The following is a 19,708-nucleotide window of genomic DNA, read 5'->3' on the forward strand; positions in this document are numbered from 1 at the left end:
TCGCTCCGTGCTCCTACCAATTACCACCATAGCAGCCTTCACGCATCCTGATCCTGCTTCATCCCCTAGAACAATACCTGCTGCTCCGCAAACAGCTTCCCCAGAAAACTCTGCCGATGCATCGGGCTCGGACCGAATTCCAGCAGCTTCTCGCGATGCAGCTTCGTCGCGTATCCTTTATGAATCGCGATTCCGTACGCAGGATAGAGTTTATCCCATTCGTCGCAGCAGAGCCGGTCACGCGTCACTTTGGCGAGAATCGAGGCCGCCGCAATGGACTGGCTCCGTGCATCTCCTTTAATAATGGCTTGCTGCGGCAAGTCGATGTCGACCTTCTCCGCGTCCACGAGCAAAAACTCCGGCTGGATGCCCAGCATCTCGACCGCCTGCTTCATCGCCAGCCTTGCGGCTTGTTTGATATTAATCTCATCCACGACGGCCGCATCGACGCGCGCGACAGCCCAGGCTTCAGCACAATCGAGAATTTGCCAATACAGCTCTTCCCGTTTTTTCTCCGATAGCTTCTTGGAGTCGTTAATCCCGTCCAATACGAGCCCGACAGGCAAAATAACGGCCGCTGCAACGACGTCCCCGAACAAACAGCCGCGCCCGACTTCATCGATGCCTGCCAAACTATGATAACCCTGCTCCCACAGAGGCTTCTCGAACTCTTCCAACATTCCCGTTTCCCCGCTTCCACGATTCATGCTTTGCTTATGTATACCGCATCTATATAGGCTATTATCGCAATTTCTGCTCTTGCTGTCATGCAGCTTTTATCCATATTCCATTCACAATTTCAACCATCCTGCATCGGCATGGCATCCCCTAAAAAACAAAAAAACAGCCGCCTTGCGAACAAGGCAGCTGTTTCTAATATTTACAGCCAAGGCGTTTCCAGCGTAATGCGACCCAAGTTGCCAGCACGAAGCTCCCGCAGAATAACGCCGGACGCTTTCTCCAAATCCACGCGTCCGCCGCTTACGAGACAGCCGCGTTTGCGTCCGATATCTTCCATGACGCGTACAAGCTCATTATTGTCTTCCGTGTCGCTTGGCGGTTCGGTCAACCCGAAACGTTCTGCGAGCGCATCCCAATAATAAGTCGTCAGCTCTTTGATCGCGAAGAATGCCACTTCTTCCACGTTCAGAACCTGCTCGCGGATCGCGCCGGTCATCGCCAGCTTAAATCCGACGAGCTGGTCTTCGAATTTCGGCCACAAAATCCCTGGCGTATCGAGCAATTCCATCTCGGTGCCGACCTTGATCCACTGTTGGCCTTTCGTTACGCCGGGCCGATCTCCGGTTGCCGCGATATGGCGTCCGGCCAGACGGTTGATCAGCGTCGACTTTCCGACGTTCGGAATGCCCACGATCAGTCCGCGAACGGCGCGCGGGATCATGCCCTTGGCAATTTGCCGGGCGATTTTGTCATGCAGCAGTTCTTTCACTTTCACCGGAATTTCATTGACTCGCGTGCCCGTAGAAGCGTCGATCGCCAGACTTGCAATGCCTTTGTCGGCAAAATAGGCCCGCCATTTCTCCGTCGTCTTCGGGTCCGCCAGATCTGCTTTATTCAACAAGATGAGCCGCGGCTTACCTTGCAAAATTTCGTCTATCATCGGGTTCCGGCTGGAAAGCGGTACGCGGGCGTCAAGGAGCTCGATCGCGATATCGATCAACTTAAGCTTCTCTTGAATTTCCCTTCTTGCTCTCGTCATGTGACCGGGAAACCACTGAATCGTCATGCTGTCATTCACCTCATCCGTGTTTCACGAAAGCCATTTTGTTCATCGGCCAGAAAATGATATCCGCCCGACCGACGATTTCCTTGTCGTCCACATAACCGATAATCCGGCTGTCCTTACTGTTTCGGCGGTTATCCCCGAAAGCGAGCACATGGCCCTCGGGTACGACGTCCGTATCGAAGTTCGAATTCGGGAAGTTGCGTTCCGGTCCGCCTTCGTTGTTGAAAATCTCGCCGTTAGCCTTGGCTGCAGCGATCGATTGCTTCAAATACGGCTCATCGACCAATTTCCCGTTAACGTAGAGATTGTCATCCTCGTATTTGATCTTATCGCCTGGCACGCCAATAACGCGTTTAATGAAGTCTCTGCCCTCGTCAGGCACATGGAATACGATGACTTCGCCGCGTTTTGGATGTCGCAGCTCGTAAACCGCCTTGTTGACGATTAATCGTTCACCTGTATAGAAATTAGGCTCCATGGAAGGTCCATCCACGATGAATGGCGCAAACAGGAAATAGCGGATCACCAGCACGAGAATCGCGGCAATCGCAAGCGCCTTGACCCATTCGAACACTTCTTTCTGCGCGCGTCCTTTGGCTGGCGGCTTGCTTGGCGTTTCAGGAGCATCCGCACCGTCAACGACCGTATGTTGTTCCTCTGGCTTTACGTCATCCTGCCTCATTAGTTGTTCGTCATTGCGCTCCTGTTGATCCATGATTACACCCTCTTCTATGCAGGAATATAAGCCCTCGTCCGCCAATCCGATACCTGTTCAATTATGTACAAGAAGAATCAGCATTCTCGTTATAAGACGGAAAAAGCTGCTTCTCAGTTTCAATGCTCACAGAAATGTCACCGTTACGAACTTTTTAAAAAGCGAAAAGGGACTTGTTTGCGCAAGTCCCCCTCTTGTCGTTCATTAGCGAATTTCTTTGATTCTCGCAGCTTTACCGCGAAGATTGCGGAGATAGTACAGTTTCGCGCGACGGACTTTACCGCGGCGTGCAACTTCGATCTTCTCAATTTTCGGCGAGTTCACTGGGAACGTTCTTTCTACGCCAACGCCGTACGAAATTTTACGTACTGTAAAAGTAGCACTGATACCGCCGCCGCGACGTTTGATTACAACGCCTTCGAACAGCTGGATACGCTCGCGCGTGCCCTCGATAACTTTTACGTGTACCTTAAGCGTGTCGCCTGGACGAAAGCTAGGAAGGTCAGTACGAAGATTTTCTTGCGCAATTGTTTGCAAAAGATTCATTTAGTTTCAACTCCTTCCACCATAGACGTTCTTATAAGCTACCGGAATCCCTTTGGAAACCGGGTCTCTGCTTTATAGCGGACCGTCCGAGTTAACAAAGCAACATCTGCTATTTTAACATAACCCCGCCCAGAACACAACAACAGGATTGATGCAAAATCTCGAGTTTCATGAAGGCCGTTTACTGCGATTCATTTTGCTGCCTGTTCTTGATCTGCTCCGCAAGCCACAGCCGTTCTTTCTTGGTCATTTCGACGGTATCCAGCAGCTCCGGACGGCGCTCCAGCGTACGCAGAATCGATTGCTGACGCCTCCAAACCTCCACGTTCGCATGGTGGCCGGACATGAGCACTTCGGGCACTTCCCAACCTCGGAAAACAGCCGGACGCGTATAATGAGGGTGCTCCAGCAAGCCCGTGCTGAAGGAATCCGTAACAGCCGACGTTTCGTTGCCAAGCACGCCGGGCAGCAAACGCACGATACTGTCGATCATCACCATCGCCGGCAGCTCGCCTCCGGTCAGCACATAATCGCCTAGGGAAATCTCATCCGTCACGAGATGCTGGCGAATCCGCTCGTCATAGCCCTCATAGTGGCCGCATACGAAGATAAGATGCTCTTGGGCAGATAGTTCTTCCGCCTTCTTCTGCGTATAAGGCTCGCCCTGCGGGCATAGCAGGATGACCCGCGGCTTGTCTCCGCCTTCAGGCATAAGCGCCTCCACGGCCGCGAACAAGGGCTCTGGCTTAAGCACCATGCCCCCGCCTCCGCCGTAAGGGTAATCATCTACCGTATTATGCTTATTATTCGCGTAATCCCGGAAGTTAACCGCATTCAAGCCGACGATTCCCTTATCTCGCGCTTTGCCAAGAATACTGGCTCCGAATACGCCATCGAACATTTCGGGAAACAGCGTCAGTACATCGATGCGCATGAGCTAAATCAGCCCTTCCATCAGATGAACCTTGACGACTTTATTCGCGACATCCACGTTTAACACGACTTCGTCAATGACGGGAATGAGCACCTGTTTGCCTTTCGGCGGTTGAATCACCCACACGTCATTAGCGCCGGGAACGAGAATCTCCGTAATAACGCCAAGCTCCGCGCCTTCGTCCGTTACGACTTTGCAGCCGATGATTTGATGCTGGTAATATTCGCCTTCATCCAATTCGACCAAGTCTTCCTTGGATACCTTCAGCGACCAGCCTTTGTATTTCTCGACTTCGTTGATGTTTTCGTAGCCTTTCAGCTTCACGATGTACATCCCTTTATGTTCTCTTGAGCTCAGTACTTCCACTTTCAGCTGCTGACCATTCTCTTCGTTCATAAGCGTCAATACCTTATTCGGCGCAAAACGTTCCTCGGGAAAATCCGTTTGCGAAAAGATTTTCACTTCGCCGCGAATGCCGTGCGTATTGACCAGTTTGCCGACAGATAACCATTGTTGATCCATTCGTTGTCTCCTGCCTTATTCGTAATTTGCCAAGGTGAAACGGCAAGCGCCGTCCATCGGAGGCGAAGCGCGTTTCATTCCGGAGAAATAGAAGCCCATTTATGTGAAGAAAAGCTAATAGATCCTTATATTTCATCGAAAAAGAGCTAGGATGGCTATCCTAGCTCTGTCTCGATGTACGATCGCCTACGAAATAATATCGACCATGACGCGCTTCTGCGACTTTACGGCAGCAGAAGCGACGACTGTTCTTAGATTTTTGGCGATCCGTCCCTGCTTGCCGATCACTTTCCCGACATCGTCGGGATTGACCGACAGCTGATAGACGGTGCCGCGATCGTCTTCTTTCACGTCGACGCGTACATCCTCCGGGTTATCCACTAAAGCCTTCGCTATGACAAGAATCAATTCTTTCATCACAATAGGCCCCCGCATCGAGTGGTTTATTTTTGAAGTTTCGACTCGTGAAGCTTCGTCATTACGCCTGCTTTGGAAAGCAGGTTGCGGACTGTGTCGGAAGCTTGCGCTCCGTTTTGAAGCCATTTAAGAGCTTTCTCTTCATCGATATTAACTTGAGCCGGTTGAGCAACCGGATTATAAGTACCGATTTCTTCAATGAAGCGACCATCGCGCGGGGAACGGGAATCGGAAACTACCACACGGTAGAAAGGCGCTTTATGCGCACCGATACGTTTCAAACGAATACGTACTGCCATGAGAATTCACCTCCTTCAAAAAATATCCTTGCTTAGCAAACCATTAAAACGGGAACTTCATTCCTTTTGGGAGCATGCCTTTGAGGCCTTTCATGCCGCCCTTCGGACCTTTTGGACCCATCATGGATGAGAATTGCTTCATCATCTTCTTCATATCGTCGAACTGCTTGATCAGCCGGTTCACTTCCGCTACGGAAGTACCGCTGCCTGTTGCAATCCGTTTGCGTCTGCTGTGATTGAGAATTTCGGGCTTGCGCTTCTCTTCTTTCGTCATCGATTTGACGATCGCTTCCACGCGGCCGATTTGTTTCTCGTCCACCTTCATGTTCTTCATGTCCTTCATCTTGCCCATGCCAGGCATCATGTCGAGCAACTGATCCAAAGGGCCAAGCTTACGAACCTGTTCCATCTGATCCAGGAAATCCTCGAACGTGAATTCTGCCGTGCGCATCTTGCGTTCCATCTCGGCCGCTTTCTCGGCGTCGATGCTGGATTGCGCCTTCTCGATCAGCGACAGCATGTCGCCCATGCCGAGAATACGGGAAGCCATGCGTTCCGGATGGAACGGCTCCAGCGGTTCGATCTTCTCGCCCGTTGCCGCGAATTTAATCGGACAGCCGGTAACTGCTTTGACCGACAATGCCGCACCGCCGCGCGTATCTCCGTCCAGCTTCGTCAAGATGACGCCTGTCAGCTCGAGCTGGCTGTGAAAGCTTTGCGCCACGTTAACCGCTTCTTGACCCGTCATGGCATCGACCACAAGCAGCACTTCGTCAGGATTCGTCGCTTCATGGATTTGGCGAAGCTCCGTCATCAACGCTTCGTCGATGTGCAATCGGCCGGCCGTATCGATAATGACGTAGTCATGACCGTTATCCTTGGCAAGCTGAAGTCCCTGGCGGGCGATTTCGACCGGAGAGGTCTGATCGCCTAACGTGAACACCGGAACGCCGATCTGCTCTCCGAGCACTTGAAGCTGCTTGATCGCTGCAGGTCTGTAAATATCGCCGGCAACCATCAACGGCTTATGCTTGTCCTTGAGCAGCAGTTTCGCCAGCTTCGCGGACGAGGTCGTTTTACCTGCACCTTGCAAGCCTGCCATCAAGATGACGGTCGGCGGCTTGTTCGCTTTGGCAAGCTTCGTGTTCGAGCCGCCCATCAATTCCGTCAGCTCTTTGTTTACGATATCGACGACGACCATGCCAGGCGTGAAGCTCTTCGACACTTCCAGACCGACCGTCCGTTCCTTCACCTTCGCGATGAAATCCTTGACGACCTTGAAGTTAACGTCAGCTTCGAGCAGCGCCAAGCGTACTTCGCGCATTGCCTCGTTCACATCATCCTCGGTTACTTTGCCCTTGCCGCGCAATTTGCCGAAAACATTCTGCAGTCTGCTGGACAATCCTTCAAATGCCATAGTCGTCACCTCCTGAAAGTTTATACATGAAGTCTCAACCGGGACACCGGTAAGATAATGAAAGCTATGTAATTATCGTCCCGTCATTTCGCAATCCGTGCGCAATGGCCATAAGCTCGGCGCGAAGCTCGCTGTCTATAAGCCGATCTGCCGCTGCATCCAGCTTTTGCAGCCATTGCTCGGCCGCCTCATGCTTGGCAAGCAGCTTCAGCTTGCTTTCGCATGTTTCGAGTACGGCTTCCGCCCGCTTGACGTGTTCATAAACCGCTTGTCTGCTAATATCGAACTCGGCAGCAATTTCACCGAGTGAATAGTCGTCATGGAAGTAATACTTTAGAAAGGTCTGCTGTTTCTCCGTCAGCAGCTGCTCATAGAAGTCGAACAGCATATTGATCCGTGTCGTCTTCGCCAGGGCGTCGGTTTCATAAACCGTCATGTGATCCGCTCCTTTGCGTCAAGGCAATTACCTTTACACCATATCCACGACGACTATCATAGCTCAGCGGCCTATACACTGTCAAGTATATTCCCTTGTCACCTTCGAACTCAACTTTAACAACGTAAATTCATGCTGTGAAAGTTGCGTTATGCCCGGCCTGATTCTTGCTCGTCTTCAACCGATTGAAGCAGTCCGCCGAACAGCGCATGAACGAATTGCTCGGAATCGAATTCCTGCAGATCCTCCATTTTCTCGCCGAGTCCAACAAGCTTCACCGGTAAATCCAGCTCGTTGCGGATCGCGATCACGATGCCGCCTTTGGCGGTTCCGTCGAGCTTCGTCAGGACAAGCCCCGTAACGCCGCTCTTCTCGCCGAACAGCTTCGCTTGACTGAGCGCGTTCTGACCCGTTGCCGCGTCGAGCACGAGCAGTACTTCATGCGGCGCGCTCGGTACTTCGCGCTGAATGACGCGGAAGATTTTGTTCAGCTCCTCCATCAGATTATGCTTGTTCTGCAGACGTCCAGCCGTATCGCACAACAAGATATCTACATTCCGCTGCTTCGCCGCTTGGACCGCGTCGTACATAACTGCCGCCGGGTCCGCGCCGGATTCCTGCTTGATGACGTCAACCCCGACGCGCTTGCCCCATACTTCCAGCTGCTCGATGGCACCGGCACGGAACGTATCGCCGGCCGCTAGCAGAACGGACTTGCCTTCGCTCTTGAATTTATGCGCGAGCTTGCCGATCGTCGTCGTTTTGCCGACGCCGTTCACGCCGACGAACAGGATAACGGTCATGCCCGATTCCGCCATACGAAGCTCGGTTTTCGCGTTGCCTTTCAACAGGTCCACAAGACGTTCGGATAGGATCGGCTGAAGTTCTGCCGCTTCCTCGATCTTCCGTTTCTTCACTTCCGCCCGCAACTCGTCGATCAGCTGCATGACCGTGTTCACGCCTACGTCGGCGCCGATCAGAATTTCTTCCAGCTCTTCGTAGAACGCCTCATCGATTTTTTTGCGGCGCAGGATAAGCTCCTCGATTTTACCTACGAATGCGGTACGCGTCTTGGTCAGGCCTTCTTTGAATATGGACGTGACTGCCTCGGTCTTCTGCGCGATGCTCTCTTTCAAACGTTTAAAAAAACTCATTATTGAACCTCCGTCTCTGCTTGCAAAAGCCGGGCCTCGCTGTTAAGCGCGCTCGGCTCCGGCTTCCTTGTATACGTTCGTTTGGATGAATCGGATGCAACGAATTACGCGGATACCGCTTCCTCGTCTTCCAGGCGGACGGAAACGAGCTTGGATACGCCGCCCTCTTCCATCGTCACCCCGTAAAGCACGTCAGCTTCTTCCATCGTGCCTTTGCGGTGCGTAACGACGATAAACTGCGTGAGCTCCGAGAATTCGCGCAAATATTGGGCGAACCGGGCGACATTGGCTTCATCCAGCGCGGCTTCGACTTCGTCGAGCACGCAGAACGGAACCGGCTTGACCTGCAGGATGGCGAACAGCAGCGCGATTGCCGTCAAGGCGCGCTCGCCCCCGGAGAGAAGCTGCAAGTTCTGCAGCTTCTTCCCTGGCGGCTGGGCAACAATATCGATGCCGCTGTCAAGCACCCTGTCCGGTTCAACCATGATCAGATCCGCGCGCCCGCCGCCGAACAGCTTCGAGAAGACCACCACGAAGTGACCGCGGATCGCTTCGAACGTCGTTCTGAACCGGCGGCTCATCTCGTCGTCCATTTCGCGAATAACTTGATACAGCGTCGTCTTGGCTTCGATCAGATCGTTCTTCTGGTCGTTCAGGAACGTATACCGCTCCTTGACGCGCTCGTACTCGTCGATTGCGCCGAGATTGACTTCGCCCAAGCTCGAGATGCGGCGTTTCAAATCGCGAACATCATTCTGGAGCGCAAGCACGTCTTCCGGAACCGGATAACGTTCCTTGGCCAGCTCGTAGCTTAATTCGTATTCCTCGCTCAGCTTGCGCAGCAAATTGTCCAGCTCGACATCCAAACGGTTGACGGCGATTTCGATTTGGCGCAGCTGATCCTCGACATTGCGCAGCTGCGTGCGCTGCTCTTTCGTCTCGCTCTCGCCGTTTTCCAGTTCGCGCGTCAGTTCCACGCGTTCGGCGCGTTTCAAATCCGTTTGATCGGCGCAGTTGTCTTTCTTCAGCTTCAAGGCGTTCAACTGATCCGTCTGCTTCGTGCTTTCTTCCCCGTGCAGACGCGTCTCTTCGTCCTGGCGCTGCAGCATGTCCCGGATGCCGGCCAACTCTTGCTTGGCGCGTCCGATATCGGAACGAACCCTTGCCGCCTGATCCTCGAACGACATTTTCTCTTGATCGGTTTTGGCTAGCGCGATCTTAATATCCGTCAATTGATCCTGCAGCTGTTCCTTGGCGGACTCTCCGGCTTTCCGGCGTTCCTCCGCGATACGGATCGCTTCCTGCAGGCGCGCTTCTTCCTTCGTCAGCAATTCAAGCCGCTCTTCCGCGTCTTTCGCGGATTTGCTGATCTGCTGCTGTTCCGTTCTATGGCCCGCGCTGTCAGCCTGGAATAGCTGCGCTTGATCGTCCAAATTGCGCTTCTCGTTGTCGAGCTGCTGCAATTCCGCGCGAAGATGCTGCTCGTCGATACGAAGCTTCTCGCCCAACGTACGGAGCTCGTCCACATTTTGATTAAGGATCGATTGTTCTTTGCGCAAATCGCTGACTTTGTCGCGGAGCTTCGCAAGCTGCCCGTCCGTCGACTTGATCTCCTCATCCAACTGCTCGATCTGCCGCTGGCGGCCGAGCAGGTTCGCGCCCTTCTTCTGAAGGCTGCCCCCTGTCATGGAACCGCCGGCGTTCACGACGTCGCCTTCCAGCGTTACGACCCGGAACCGATATTGAATTTTGGCCGCGATTCGATTGGCCTGCTCCAAGGTTTCGGAAATCAGCACGTTGCCTAGCAGGTTTTCCACGATATTCGCGTACTTGGCGTCGCAGGACACCAGTTCGGCCGCAACGCCGACGAATCCTTCCATGCCCGCAATCGTTCTGCGCTCGTGATCCGGGATATTGCGCCCGCGAATAACGTCGAGCGGCAGGAAGGTCGCGCGGCCCAGCTGACGGGATTTCAAGAACGCGATCGCCGCGCGGGCGCTGCGTTCATCGTTCATGACGACATGCTGCAGCGCGCCGCCGAGCGCGGTTTCGATCGCAAGCTCCACTTTCTCCGGCACGCGCACAAGCTCCGCCACCGCGCCATGGACGCCTTCGATGCCGCCGGACGTGCGGCGCGACGCTTTCAGCACTTCTCTGACGCCGTGCATGAAGCCATCGAGATCGTCCTGCATTTCTTTCATCGTATCGCGGCGGGAGGTGAGCGCCTCCATCTTCTGCTCCCATTTGCGGATCGCGGACTGCGCTTCCTCCAGCAGCTTCTGACCGTTTTGCAGCCCCTCGGCTTCGGTAATGTACTTGGTGCGCATTTTGTTGATGTCCGCAAGCGTCGTCTCCAGCTTCTTCTGAAGATCCGTTCTCCGGGTCGTTACCCGCCCATGCTGCTCCTGCCACTTGGCATGTTCGTCGCCGAGCCGTTCCATCCGGCGCTGCAGCGCTTCTTCTTGTTGGAGCGCATACCGGATTTCATTGCGCAGCTGCGCCATGGTGCTGAGCACGTCGAGCAGTTCGCCTTTGAGCGATTCTTCCGCGTCGCCGGAAGCCGAAGCCGTCGTTCCGAGCAGCTGCACTTCCTCTTCCGCCAATTTCTTCCGCAAGCTCTCAAGCTCGTTCTCCAGCAGAGCCGCCTTGCTGCGGAATTCCGCTTCTTCCTTCGTCAGCGCGCCGATCCGTTCGTTCTGCGCGGCCATCGATGCTTCCAGCTGCGTGCGGTTCTGCTCCATGTTGCGTTTGCGCTCTTTCAACACTTCGCCGTAGCCTTCGCATTTCTCGTACTCTTCGCTGTACTGAAGCATCGCTTCATGGAGCCGATCCAGCGCTTCCTCTAGTTCGCGGAGCTTCTGGCGATCCTTCTCCAGCATCGCATCATGCTTGCTGACGACCGTCGACAGCGCCAGCTGCTCTTCTTGCAGCTTTGCCATGCGGGTATTCGATTCCGTCCACGATTGGTGCACCGTCTCGATATTATGTACGTACATGGAAATTTCCGCGGTCTTCAGCTGATCGCGCAGCTGCTTGTACTGAATCGCTTTCTCCGATTGAACGCGAAGCGGTTCGACTTGATCCTCGAGCTCCGTCACCAAATCGTGAATACGCAGCAAATTCGACTCCGTATCCTCCAGCTTCTTCTGTGCTTCTCGCTTGCGCGACTTATATTTCACGATGCCCGACGCTTCTTCGAAAATACCGCGGCGATCCTCGGACCGCGTACTTAGAATTTCCTCGATCCGTCCCTGTCCAATGATCGAATAGGCTTCCTTGCCGATCCCCGTATCCATGAACAATTCCGTTATATCCTTCAGTCTGCACGACTGCTTATTGATCAAATATTCGCTATCTCCGCTGCGATGTACGCGCCGCGTAACCGTCACTTCGTTATAATCAAGCGGAAGCGCGCCGTCCGCATTATCAAGCGTCAGCGATACTTCGCCGAAATTGACCGCTTTGCGGGCATCGCTTCCAGCGAAAATGATATCTTCCATTTTGCCGCCCCGCAGGCTCTTGGCGCTTTGCTCGCCCAATACCCAGCGGATGCTGTCGCTGATGTTGCTCTTGCCGCTGCCGTTCGGGCCAACGACCGCCGTAATGCCGCGGACGAATTCCAGCTCCGTCTTGTCGGCAAACGATTTAAATCCAGCTAACTCAATCCTTTTCAGGAACATCGAATACCTTCACCTCAACGCCTATTGTACCATAATTGCATCAAAAGATCAGGGTCGAAATACGTCGAAATAAGTCGGGGATCTCCTGTTCGTCCGACCTACGCATCCATAAAAGGGGGGTATTTTCCATACGAATCATCCCTCGATTTAGAAGCTGCGTCTGCCGCCGATTTCATCCGATTCGACGTGTTTCTTCCCTATAGAATCGTAACTCGCGAGAACGAATCCTGCTTCGCTCTTAAAATAAAAAATCCCGGTTACCTGAGGTGACCAGAATTTTCGTCTTGCCGTGTATTTCGTTACGTAGCCAGTTTGCGCCAAGCTTCAGCCGCGGCCTGCTGTTCCGCTTCTTTCTTGGTCCGGCCGCTGCCGGAACCGTACGAGGTCTCGCCGATGTAGACCGCCACGATGAATTCCCTGTCGTGCGCAGGACCGCGCTCTTCGACTATCCGGTATTCGATCGGCCCCATGCCCGCCTGCTGAGCTTTCTCTTGCAGCGTCGACTTGAAGTCCTTGCCCACCATAACCCCGTCGCTGTCGATATGCGGAAACATATGCGAAGCCAGAAACGTTCTTACGGCTTCCAAACCTTGGTCCAGATAGATTGCCCCGACGAAGGCTTCGAACAAATCGGCGAGCAGCGCGGGACGCTGCCTTCCGCCAAGCTGTTCTTCTCCGCGTCCGAGCAAGATATGCGAACCGAGATCCAGCATTTCCGCAAATCGGGCCAGCGATGCTTCGCAAACGATCGATGCCCGCATCCGCGTCAGCTGTCCCTCCGGCCGTTCCGGGAACGTCCGGTACAGAAATTCCGACACCGTCAGCTGCAAAATCGCGTCGCCTAGAAACTCGAGCCGCTCGTTATGCTCCGTGGCGCTTTGACGATGCTCGTTTACGTACGAAGTGTGCGTGAACGCTTGCCGAAGCAGCTTAACCGCACGAAAACGGAGCTGCAGTCTCTGCTGCAGCTCGTCAAATTGATCATGCTTCATATTTCTTCATCACGATCGTCGCATTATGTCCCCCGAAGCCGAACGAATTCGACAGCGCGTATTGAACATCCGCTTGGCGCGGAACGTTCGGTACATAATCGAGATCGCATTCCGGATCTTGATTGTCGAGATTAATCGTTGGCGGAATGATGCCGTTCTTAAGCGTCAACCCCAGGATGACTGCTTCCACGCCGCCGGCTGCGCCGAGCAAGTGACCCGTCATCGATTTCGTGGAGCTAACCGCCAGCTTGTAGGCATGCTCGCCGAACGTTTTCTTGATCGCCGTCGTTTCCGACTGATCGCCAACCGGCGTCGATGTGCCGTGCGCGTTGATATAATCGATTTGAGACGGCTCAAGACCACCGTCGCGAAGCGCTTTGGCCATGCAGCGCGCAGCGCCGTCCGGATCCGGTTCGGTCATGTGATGCGCGTCGCCGCTCATGCCGTAGCCGATAATTTCCGCGTAGATACGTGCGCCGCGTTGCTGCGCATGTTCCAGCGACTCCAATACCAGTACGCCGGAGCCTTCGCCCATGACGAAACCGTCGCGGTCCACGTCGAACGGACGGGATGCCCGTGCCGGCTCATCGTTGCGAGTCGACATCGCACGCATGGAACAGAATCCTGCCATGCCCGTCGGTCTGATCGTCGCTTCCGCACCGCCGCAGATCATCAGGTCGGCATCGCCGCGCTGAATGAGTTTATACGAATCGCCGATGGAATGCGTGCCCGTCGCACAAGCGGTTACCGCCGTGCTGTTCGGACCCTTCGCACCCGTTGACATCGATACTTGACCGGATGCCATGTTCGCGATCATCATCGGGATAAAGAACGGACTCACGCGCTTCGGACCTTTCTCCAGCAAAATGTTATGCTGGTCTTCCCATGTGCCCAAACCGCCGATGCCGGATCCGATCATGACGCCAACGCGTTCTGCGTCCACGTCCGATCCGATGTGAATGCCTGCATCCTTGACGGCCAGCTGGCTGGCGACGACCGCGAATTGCACGAATCGGTCCATACGGCGCGCTTCTTTCTTGTCGATGCCGTACTCTTCCGGGTTGAAGTTCTTTATTTCAGCCGCAATGCGGGTCGAATATTCGGAAACGTCAAATGCTTCAACGGTGGAAACGCCGGACTTGCCTTCCATTAAATTGCCCCAAAATGTCTCCAATTCGGAACCGAGCGAAGTCATAACCCCCATGCCCGTAACGACTACTCTCTGCTTCATGTCTATTCACCTCTAATGAGAACTCTAATTCAATCTATTTATAAAAACGCTAATGCGCTTTCACTTCGTCAGGATGCAAAGGCTGCATCGCTCTAATATGGAGAGAAGTCCCGCTATTGCAACGGGACTTGTCATCTTCTATTACTTCGCTAGAGAAGCTATGTAATTTACGACTTCTCCTACACTCGTAATTTTCTCTGCATCTTCATCAGAGATTTCCATATCGAACTCATCTTCCAGTTCCATGACCAATTCAACGACATCAAGAGAGTCCGCTCCAAGATCTTCTTTAAAAGAAGCTTCAAGCGTTACTTCCGACTCGTCAACGCCAAGGCGGTCGACTACGATGCGCTTTACACGATCATATACATCGGACATCCGGTTCACCTCCTCCATGGTATTATACGAGAATTGCGGACAAAATGCCATACACCAAACGGCTCGGCGTCTGCCATGCCATGTCCGGAAACGCTACATGTACATCCCGCCATCGACATGGATCGTTTGACCTGTCATATAGGCAGCTGCGTCCGAAGCTAGGAAACGTACCGCGGCTGCGATATCTTTCGGATCCCCGAGACGGGCGAGCGGAATGTCCGCTGCCAGCTTCTCGCGCATTTCTTGCGGCAGTTTATCCGTCATATCCGTCTGAATAAAGCCCGGCGCGACGCAGTTCACTGTAATGCCGCGCGAAGCCAGCTCGCGGGCAGACGCTTTCGTCAGCCCGATGACGCCCGCTTTGGCGGCGACATAGTTGGCTTGCCCCGGATTGCCCAGGACGCCGACGACGGACGAAATATTAATGATGCGGCCCGAACGCTGCTTCATCATTTGGCGGGTCACGGCCTTCACGCCGTTGAACACGCCTTTCAAGTTCGTCTCGATAACTTGATCGAACTCTTCTTCCTTCATGCGCATGATTAGATTGTCACGCGTAATGCCTGCGTTATTCACCAAAATATCAATGACGCCAAAAGTTTCAATGACTTGCTTCACCATGCCGTCGAACTCGTCGGTTTTGCCGACGTTCGCTTTCAGCACGAGCGACCGGCGTCCAAGCGCCTGAACCGCTTCGGCCGTCTCCGCCGCAGCCGCTTCGCTGCCGGAATAGTTGATCGCGACGTCTGCACCGGCTGCTGCCAGCTCGAGTGCGATGGCGCGGCCGATGCCGCGGGATGCGCCGGTGACCAATGCTACTTTTCCATTAAGGTTGGCAAATATTTGAAATCTCTCCCTTCAGTGATTTACGGCCCCCTATATCCCCCTCGCCAGGGGGACCCCAAGGGCTTCCAGCCCTCTGGACACCCGGAAAGGTATAACGTTCGTGCCACAGAGCAGCGCTCTCGGGTTATGTATGTGCTTGGCTCGTTTTCGTCCCTGACGGGACACACTTTACGTTTGGCGCTCGCGAGTTACCTGCTGCCCCTTTGCGGGGCCATTGTAACGTCGTGCGCCGCAGAGGCGGTTGAGAGCCACTGTGTGCCGGGCCTCGCTTTCGTCCCTTGCGGGACACGCTTTACGTTAGTGCGCGTTGCAAGCCTGCGCCTTTGGCTGGCTTGCCGGAGGCGGCAGGTTCTCGCCGCCGAAGTTGGTGTTACAGCTGCCTGGGGCAGCTGCTTTCTTAGCTAGCCTTCGCCTTTGGCTGGCTTGCTGAAGGCGGCAAGTCCTCGCCGCCGAAGTTGGTTGTTACAGCTGCCTGGGGCAGCTCCTTTTTTTTGGCAGGCGATGCTGCTTGCAGCTTTTGCTGCTTGCAGTATCGCCTGTGGCGAAAGCCCTGCAAGACCGAAAACAGGTGAAACAAAGTGACCGGAGGTCGGTATGGAGTCGGAAAAGCGTAAGCGTTCGCCTTTGTACTCGGATTTCAACCATTCTTGAATGTATAAATTCAAGAAATCCGAGTACAACAGCGATTGGAGGCCCATACCGAACGCAGGTCATGCCCCCTTCACCTTTGCGACTAGCATGCTTTCAAGCTCTTCAAGCTCTTCAAACTTTACAAGGCAACAGCCTTCAAAGCTTCCAAGCTGTTGACCGAAATAACCTTAACCGTTTTGTCGATCTTCTTAATCAGACCCGCGAGCACGGTGCCCGATCCGATCTCGACGAACGTGTCGACGCCTTGTTCGATTAAGCAGCGTACGCTGTCCTCCCACAATACAGGCGAGTATACCTGTTCTGCGAGCAATTTGCGAATTTCGCCGCTTTCGGTGACCGGCCGAGCGGTTACATTGGCGATGACCGGAATCGACGCATCCTGCATGGAGACGGACGCGAGCACGCCTTCAAGGCGTTCCGCGGCTGGTTTCATCAGCGAGGAATGGAACGGTCCGCTTACTTCGAGCGGGATAACCCGTTTCGCGCCTGCTTCTTTGCCCCGCTCGACAACGGCTTGTACGCCTGCTGCGGTACCGGACACGACGATCTGCCCCGGACAGTTGACGTTTGCCAGCTCGACTGCTCCCGCGTCCGCGGATGCGGACACGCATAGGGCCGCCAGCGCTTCGCGTTCTGCGCCGAGCACGGCTGCCATGGCGCCTTGGCCGCTTGGAACGGCCTGCTCCATGAATTCACCGCGTGCGCGGACCGTGCGAATCGCGTCTTGGAACGACAGCGTGCCTGCCGCGACAAGCGCGCTGTATTCGCCAAGCGAATGGCCGGCCGCGTAGTCGGCTTTAAGGCCGCTTTCTTTTAACGCTTCAAGAAAAGCGATACTGACGGCGAGCAGCGCAGGCTGCGTATTCGCCGTTTGTTTCAGCTGCTCCTCCGGGCCTTGAAAAATAATGTCGCTTAGTTTAAAGCCCAGCGCCTCGTCAGCCGCGTCGATAACGGCTCGCGAAGCCGGGAAAGCTTCATAAATATCTTGTCCCATGCCGACGGCTTGAGCGCCTTGGCCAGGGAACACGAATGCAGTCTTACCCATGCGTAACAGCACCTCCGAGACGTATACTTGTCGCTCTTATAAGGAAAGAAATAATTACCACACCAGGACGGAAGCGCCCCAGGTCAATCCGCCGCCGAATCCGACCAGCACGATGCGGTCGCCTTCGTTGACACGGTTTTGTTCTACTGCCTCGGCAAGCGCGATCGGAATCGATGCTGCCGAAACGTTGCCGTATTTATCCAGGTTGATCATGCACTTCTCCTGCGGCAGATCCAAACGGTTCAACGCCGACTGGATGATCCGGATGTTCGCTTGATGCGGAACGAGCAAATCGATGTCTTTTTTGTCGATCCCCGCTTTTCGCAACGCTTCTTCCGCAGCATTGCCCATGATGCGCACCGCGAATTTATAGACTTCGTTGCCGGCCATATAAATAAAATGCTGCTTGCCTTCGATGCTTTCCGCCGAAGAAGGCATACGCGAACCGCCGCCGCAGACGCGGAGCAGCTCGCCGCCGGAACCGTCGGCACCGAGCTCGAAGGATTGGAAGCCGCGGCCTTCGGGCACTTGGCCCAGCACGACCGCGCCTGCGCCGTCGCCGAAGAGGATACAGGTGTTGCGGTCCGTGTAATCCGTAATCCGGGACAGGCATTCCGCCCCGACCACGAGCACATGCTTATACATGCCGGTCGCGATCATATTGGATGCGGTCGCCAGGCCGTAGATGAACCCGGAGCAGGCCGCCGACAAGTCGAACGCCGCCGCTTTACGCGCGCCGAGCTTCTCCTGCAGCAAGCAGGCCGTCGACGGGAAGAACATATCGGGCGTGATCGTCGCTACGATGATCAGGTCGATATCCTCGGCCGTCAATCCAGCTGCCTTCAACGCTACCAGGGAAGCTTCATAAGCCAAATCGGACGTCGCTTGCTCCGGAGCCGCAATGCGGCGCTCGCGCATGCCGGTCCGCGTGACGATCCATTCGTCGTTCGTTTCGACCATTTGTTCCAGATCTTTGTTCGTTAAAACGCGTTCAGGCACATATTTGCCAGTGCCGATAATACCTACGGGATGTAGCTGCATGCTCCCACTCACTTCCTGCTAATTTCCGCTGCAATAGAAGATACCAAGCTGTTTTCGATCGCCAATTTAGCTTGGCGGACCGTATTTTTGACGGCTTTGACGTCCGAGGATCCGTGGCATTTGAAGACCAGTCCGTTAATACCAAGCAGCGGAGCCCCGCCGTGTTCGTTGTAATCCATTTTCTTGCGCAGGATGCGAAGCTTTGGCATGACGACCGCCGCGGCCAATTTAGACAGCAACGAGCTGGTGAAAATATCCCGAATCGTCTTGAACAGCGTTCCCGCCGTCCCTTCCATCGCTTTAAGCATAATATTGCCCGCGAAGCCGTCGCAGATCAATACGTCGCAGTTGCGCATAAGCACGTCCCTGGCTTCCACGTTGCCGATAAAATGAATCGGCGCCGTTTCCAGCAGGTCGAACGCCGCTTTCGTCAATTCGTTGCCTTTCATGGCCTCCGTACCGACGTTGAGCAGGCCGACGCGCGGTTTGCTTTGCCCGTTCATGCGGGATCTGTACATGCTCCCCATGATGGCATACTGCAGCAAATGCTCCGGTTTCGCGTCCATGTTCGCGCCCAAGTCGAGCGCGAGCACGCCTACGTCGTCCATCGTCGGCAGCATCGTGCCGAGCGCCGGACGCTCGATGCCTTCCAATCGGCCTACAACGAGCAGCGCCGTCGTCATGAGCGCGCCGGTATTGCCCGCGGACAGCATCGCTTCCGCTTGACCTTCGCGCACCATTTGTCCAGCCATGACCATGGATGAGCCTTTCTTCCGGCGTACCGCTTTGACCGGCTCGTCGTCGGGACCGATAACGTCGTCCGCATGAACGATTTCGATGTTCGACGGCACCTTGGCACCAAGATGCGTCTTGATCTGCTCCGTATCACCTACGAGAATGACCGTAACCTCGGGCATTTCCAATGCCGCTTCCAAAGCGCCTTTTACGATTTGGGAAGGAGCATGGTCGCCCCCCATCGCATCAATTGCGATCCGCACCATCCATACCTCCTTCGATGACCGACTCGCCTGCGGAACGAAAAATAACAAAGCTGCCCTGAAATACCATTTCATCGCTTACATAAGAAAAGACTTCGACTTTCGCTTTGCTGCGTCCGCCGGAGATGGACCTTACATATGCTTTGGCTATGCATTTCTCGCCAAGTTTCACTTGCCGGACAAAGCGGATATCCGCCGTGGCCGTCAATGCGATTTCATCGTTTATCACCGCTACCGCGAGCGAATTCGCCTGCGCAAACACATGATGGCCGCGGGCGATGCCGGTTCTGGAAAATACATGTTCTTCTTTAATTTCAAAAATGGAAATGCCGCTGTGATCCAGCTGCAGATCCACGATATCGCCGATTACTTCATCCAGCTGCAATGAACGGACCGGGTCGTACGAACGTTCCGCCATTAGTTTCATGCGTTCCCGCAGTTCGGGAATACCCAGCTCCAGCCGGTCAAGCCGCACCGTTTGGATGCTGACTTTCAACTGTCGCGTCAGCTCTTGATCCGTTATAAAGGGATTATCGTCAATCAGCGAATTCAGCAGCTGATGACGCTCTCGTTTCGGAAGTCGTTCGATGGTCCGCACCACCTTTGCCAAATATCCTAAGTATATGCCCCGGCTGCAGTTCATACTCGGCAAGGCCGAA

General features: G+C 54.5%; 20 protein-coding genes. All 20 read right to left on the reverse strand.

Going from position 1 to position 19,708, the window contains the following annotated elements; translation table 11 throughout:
* Positions 1–65: 65 nt before the first annotated feature.
* A complete protein-coding gene (locus GZH47_RS04025; protein WP_162638758.1) occupies positions 66–707 on the reverse strand; it encodes a ribonuclease HII in 642 nt (213 codons plus the stop codon).
* Between the two features lie 173 nt (positions 708–880).
* Positions 881–1,747: a ribosome biogenesis GTPase YlqF gene (ylqF, locus tag GZH47_RS04030; RefSeq protein WP_162638759.1), complete on the reverse strand. Its 867-nt coding sequence runs from the start codon at positions 1,745–1,747 to the stop codon at positions 881–883.
* Positions 1,748–1,760: 13 nt separating this feature from the next.
* Positions 1,761–2,462, reverse strand: coding sequence for a signal peptidase I (gene lepB, locus GZH47_RS04035; RefSeq protein ID WP_162638761.1), 702 nt, complete (start codon positions 2,460–2,462; stop codon positions 1,761–1,763).
* 204 nt (positions 2,463–2,666) lie between these two features.
* Positions 2,667–3,008 (reverse strand): 50S ribosomal protein L19, encoded by a 342-nt coding sequence (gene rplS, locus GZH47_RS04040; protein WP_162638763.1) that lies wholly within the window; start codon positions 3,006–3,008, stop codon positions 2,667–2,669.
* Between the two features lie 181 nt (positions 3,009–3,189).
* Positions 3,190–3,942, reverse strand: coding sequence for a tRNA (guanosine(37)-N1)-methyltransferase TrmD (gene trmD, locus GZH47_RS04045; RefSeq protein ID WP_162638765.1), 753 nt, complete (start codon positions 3,940–3,942; stop codon positions 3,190–3,192).
* A gap of 3 nt (positions 3,943–3,945) precedes the next feature.
* Positions 3,946–4,464, reverse strand: a complete 519-nt coding sequence (gene rimM / locus GZH47_RS04050) for a ribosome maturation factor RimM (RefSeq protein ID WP_162638767.1) — start codon at positions 4,462–4,464, stop codon at positions 3,946–3,948.
* Positions 4,465–4,650: 186 nt separating this feature from the next.
* On the reverse strand, positions 4,651–4,881 hold the full coding sequence (locus GZH47_RS04055; RefSeq protein WP_162638769.1) for a KH domain-containing protein: 231 nt from the start codon (positions 4,879–4,881) through the stop codon (positions 4,651–4,653).
* Positions 4,882–4,907: 26 nt separating this feature from the next.
* On the reverse strand, positions 4,908–5,180 hold the full coding sequence (gene rpsP / locus GZH47_RS04060; RefSeq protein ID WP_126016297.1) for a 30S ribosomal protein S16: 273 nt from the start codon (positions 5,178–5,180) through the stop codon (positions 4,908–4,910).
* Between the two features lie 43 nt (positions 5,181–5,223).
* Positions 5,224–6,597, reverse strand: coding sequence for a signal recognition particle protein (gene ffh, locus GZH47_RS04065; RefSeq protein WP_162638771.1), 1,374 nt, complete (start codon positions 6,595–6,597; stop codon positions 5,224–5,226).
* 64 nt (positions 6,598–6,661) lie between these two features.
* On the reverse strand, positions 6,662–7,033 hold the full coding sequence (gene ylxM / locus GZH47_RS04070) for a YlxM family DNA-binding protein (protein ID WP_162638773.1): 372 nt from the start codon (positions 7,031–7,033) through the stop codon (positions 6,662–6,664).
* Between the two features lie 149 nt (positions 7,034–7,182).
* Positions 7,183–8,187, reverse strand: coding sequence for a signal recognition particle-docking protein FtsY (gene ftsY, locus GZH47_RS04075; RefSeq protein WP_162638775.1), 1,005 nt, complete (start codon positions 8,185–8,187; stop codon positions 7,183–7,185).
* Between the two features lie 104 nt (positions 8,188–8,291).
* Positions 8,292–11,867 carry a chromosome segregation protein SMC gene (gene smc, locus GZH47_RS04080; RefSeq protein ID WP_162638777.1) on the reverse strand — a complete coding sequence of 1,192 codons (3,576 nt, stop codon included), beginning with the start codon at positions 11,865–11,867 and terminating at the stop codon, positions 8,292–8,294.
* A gap of 299 nt (positions 11,868–12,166) precedes the next feature.
* Complete coding sequence (gene rnc, locus GZH47_RS04085; protein WP_162638779.1) at positions 12,167–12,859, reverse strand: ribonuclease III; 693 nt, start codon at positions 12,857–12,859, stop codon at positions 12,167–12,169.
* The gene (gene fabF, locus GZH47_RS04090) at positions 12,849–14,090 is read right to left on the reverse strand and encodes a beta-ketoacyl-ACP synthase II (protein ID WP_162638781.1); all 1,242 of its coding nucleotides are present in this window, start codon (positions 14,088–14,090) and stop codon (positions 12,849–12,851) included. The genes rnc and fabF overlap by 11 nt, the downstream gene beginning before the upstream one ends.
* Positions 14,091–14,231: 141 nt before the next feature.
* Positions 14,232–14,468 carry an acyl carrier protein gene (gene acpP / locus GZH47_RS04095; RefSeq protein ID WP_161696667.1) on the reverse strand — a complete coding sequence of 79 codons (237 nt, stop codon included), beginning with the start codon at positions 14,466–14,468 and terminating at the stop codon, positions 14,232–14,234.
* A gap of 93 nt (positions 14,469–14,561) precedes the next feature.
* Positions 14,562–15,311: a 3-oxoacyl-[acyl-carrier-protein] reductase gene (fabG, locus tag GZH47_RS04100; protein ID WP_162645065.1), complete on the reverse strand. Its 750-nt coding sequence runs from the start codon at positions 15,309–15,311 to the stop codon at positions 14,562–14,564.
* Between the two features lie 772 nt (positions 15,312–16,083).
* Positions 16,084–17,010, reverse strand: coding sequence for an ACP S-malonyltransferase (fabD, locus tag GZH47_RS04105; protein WP_162638783.1), 927 nt, complete (start codon positions 17,008–17,010; stop codon positions 16,084–16,086).
* Positions 17,011–17,064: 54 nt separating this feature from the next.
* Positions 17,065–18,051 (reverse strand): beta-ketoacyl-ACP synthase III, encoded by a 987-nt coding sequence (locus GZH47_RS04110; RefSeq protein WP_162638785.1) that lies wholly within the window; start codon positions 18,049–18,051, stop codon positions 17,065–17,067.
* A gap of 8 nt (positions 18,052–18,059) precedes the next feature.
* Positions 18,060–19,049, reverse strand: coding sequence for a phosphate acyltransferase PlsX (plsX, locus tag GZH47_RS04115; RefSeq protein ID WP_162645066.1), 990 nt, complete (start codon positions 19,047–19,049; stop codon positions 18,060–18,062).
* Positions 19,033–19,650 (reverse strand): transcription factor FapR, encoded by a 618-nt coding sequence (fapR, locus tag GZH47_RS04120; RefSeq protein ID WP_162638788.1) that lies wholly within the window; start codon positions 19,648–19,650, stop codon positions 19,033–19,035. The genes plsX and fapR overlap by 17 nt, the downstream gene beginning before the upstream one ends.
* Between the last annotated feature and the right edge of the window lie 58 nt (positions 19,651–19,708).

It is taken from the genome of Paenibacillus rhizovicinus, from assembly GCF_010365285.1.
GTDB lineage: Bacteria > Bacillota > Bacilli > Paenibacillales > Paenibacillaceae > Paenibacillus_Z > Paenibacillus_Z rhizovicinus.

Excerpts from the sequence above, each read along its gene's own strand:
- GZH47_RS04025 (WP_162638758.1), bottom strand. The coding sequence starts at position 707 with ATGAATCGTGGAAGCGGGGAAACGGGAATGTTGGAAGAGTTCGAGAAG.
- ylqF (WP_162638759.1), bottom strand. The coding sequence starts at position 1,747 with ATGACGATTCAGTGGTTTCCCGGTCACATGACGAGAGCAAGAAGGGAA.
- lepB (WP_162638761.1), bottom strand. The coding sequence starts at position 2,462 with ATGGATCAACAGGAGCGCAATGACGAACAACTAATGAGGCAGGATGAC.
- rplS (WP_162638763.1), bottom strand. The coding sequence starts at position 3,008 with ATGAATCTTTTGCAAACAATTGCGCAAGAAAATCTTCGTACTGACCTT.
- trmD (WP_162638765.1), bottom strand. The coding sequence starts at position 3,942 with ATGCGCATCGATGTACTGACGCTGTTTCCCGAAATGTTCGATGGCGTA.
- rimM (WP_162638767.1), bottom strand. The coding sequence starts at position 4,464 with ATGGATCAACAATGGTTATCTGTCGGCAAACTGGTCAATACGCACGGC.
- GZH47_RS04055 (WP_162638769.1), bottom strand. The coding sequence starts at position 4,881 with ATGAAAGAATTGATTCTTGTCATAGCGAAGGCTTTAGTGGATAACCCG.
- rpsP (WP_126016297.1), bottom strand. The coding sequence starts at position 5,180 with ATGGCAGTACGTATTCGTTTGAAACGTATCGGTGCGCATAAAGCGCCT.
- ffh (WP_162638771.1), bottom strand. The coding sequence starts at position 6,597 with ATGGCATTTGAAGGATTGTCCAGCAGACTGCAGAATGTTTTCGGCAAA.
- ylxM (WP_162638773.1), bottom strand. The coding sequence starts at position 7,033 with ATGACGGTTTATGAAACCGACGCCCTGGCGAAGACGACACGGATCAAT.
- ftsY (WP_162638775.1), bottom strand. The coding sequence starts at position 8,187 with ATGAGTTTTTTTAAACGTTTGAAAGAGAGCATCGCGCAGAAGACCGAG.
- smc (WP_162638777.1), bottom strand. The coding sequence starts at position 11,867 with ATGTTCCTGAAAAGGATTGAGTTAGCTGGATTTAAATCGTTTGCCGAC.
- rnc (WP_162638779.1), bottom strand. The coding sequence starts at position 12,859 with ATGAAGCATGATCAATTTGACGAGCTGCAGCAGAGACTGCAGCTCCGT.
- fabF (WP_162638781.1), bottom strand. The coding sequence starts at position 14,090 with ATGAAGCAGAGAGTAGTCGTTACGGGCATGGGGGTTATGACTTCGCTC.
- acpP (WP_161696667.1), bottom strand. The coding sequence starts at position 14,468 with ATGTCCGATGTATATGATCGTGTAAAGCGCATCGTAGTCGACCGCCTT.
- fabD (WP_162638783.1), bottom strand. The coding sequence starts at position 17,010 with ATGGGTAAGACTGCATTCGTGTTCCCTGGCCAAGGCGCTCAAGCCGTC.
- GZH47_RS04110 (WP_162638785.1), bottom strand. The coding sequence starts at position 18,051 with ATGCAGCTACATCCCGTAGGTATTATCGGCACTGGCAAATATGTGCCT.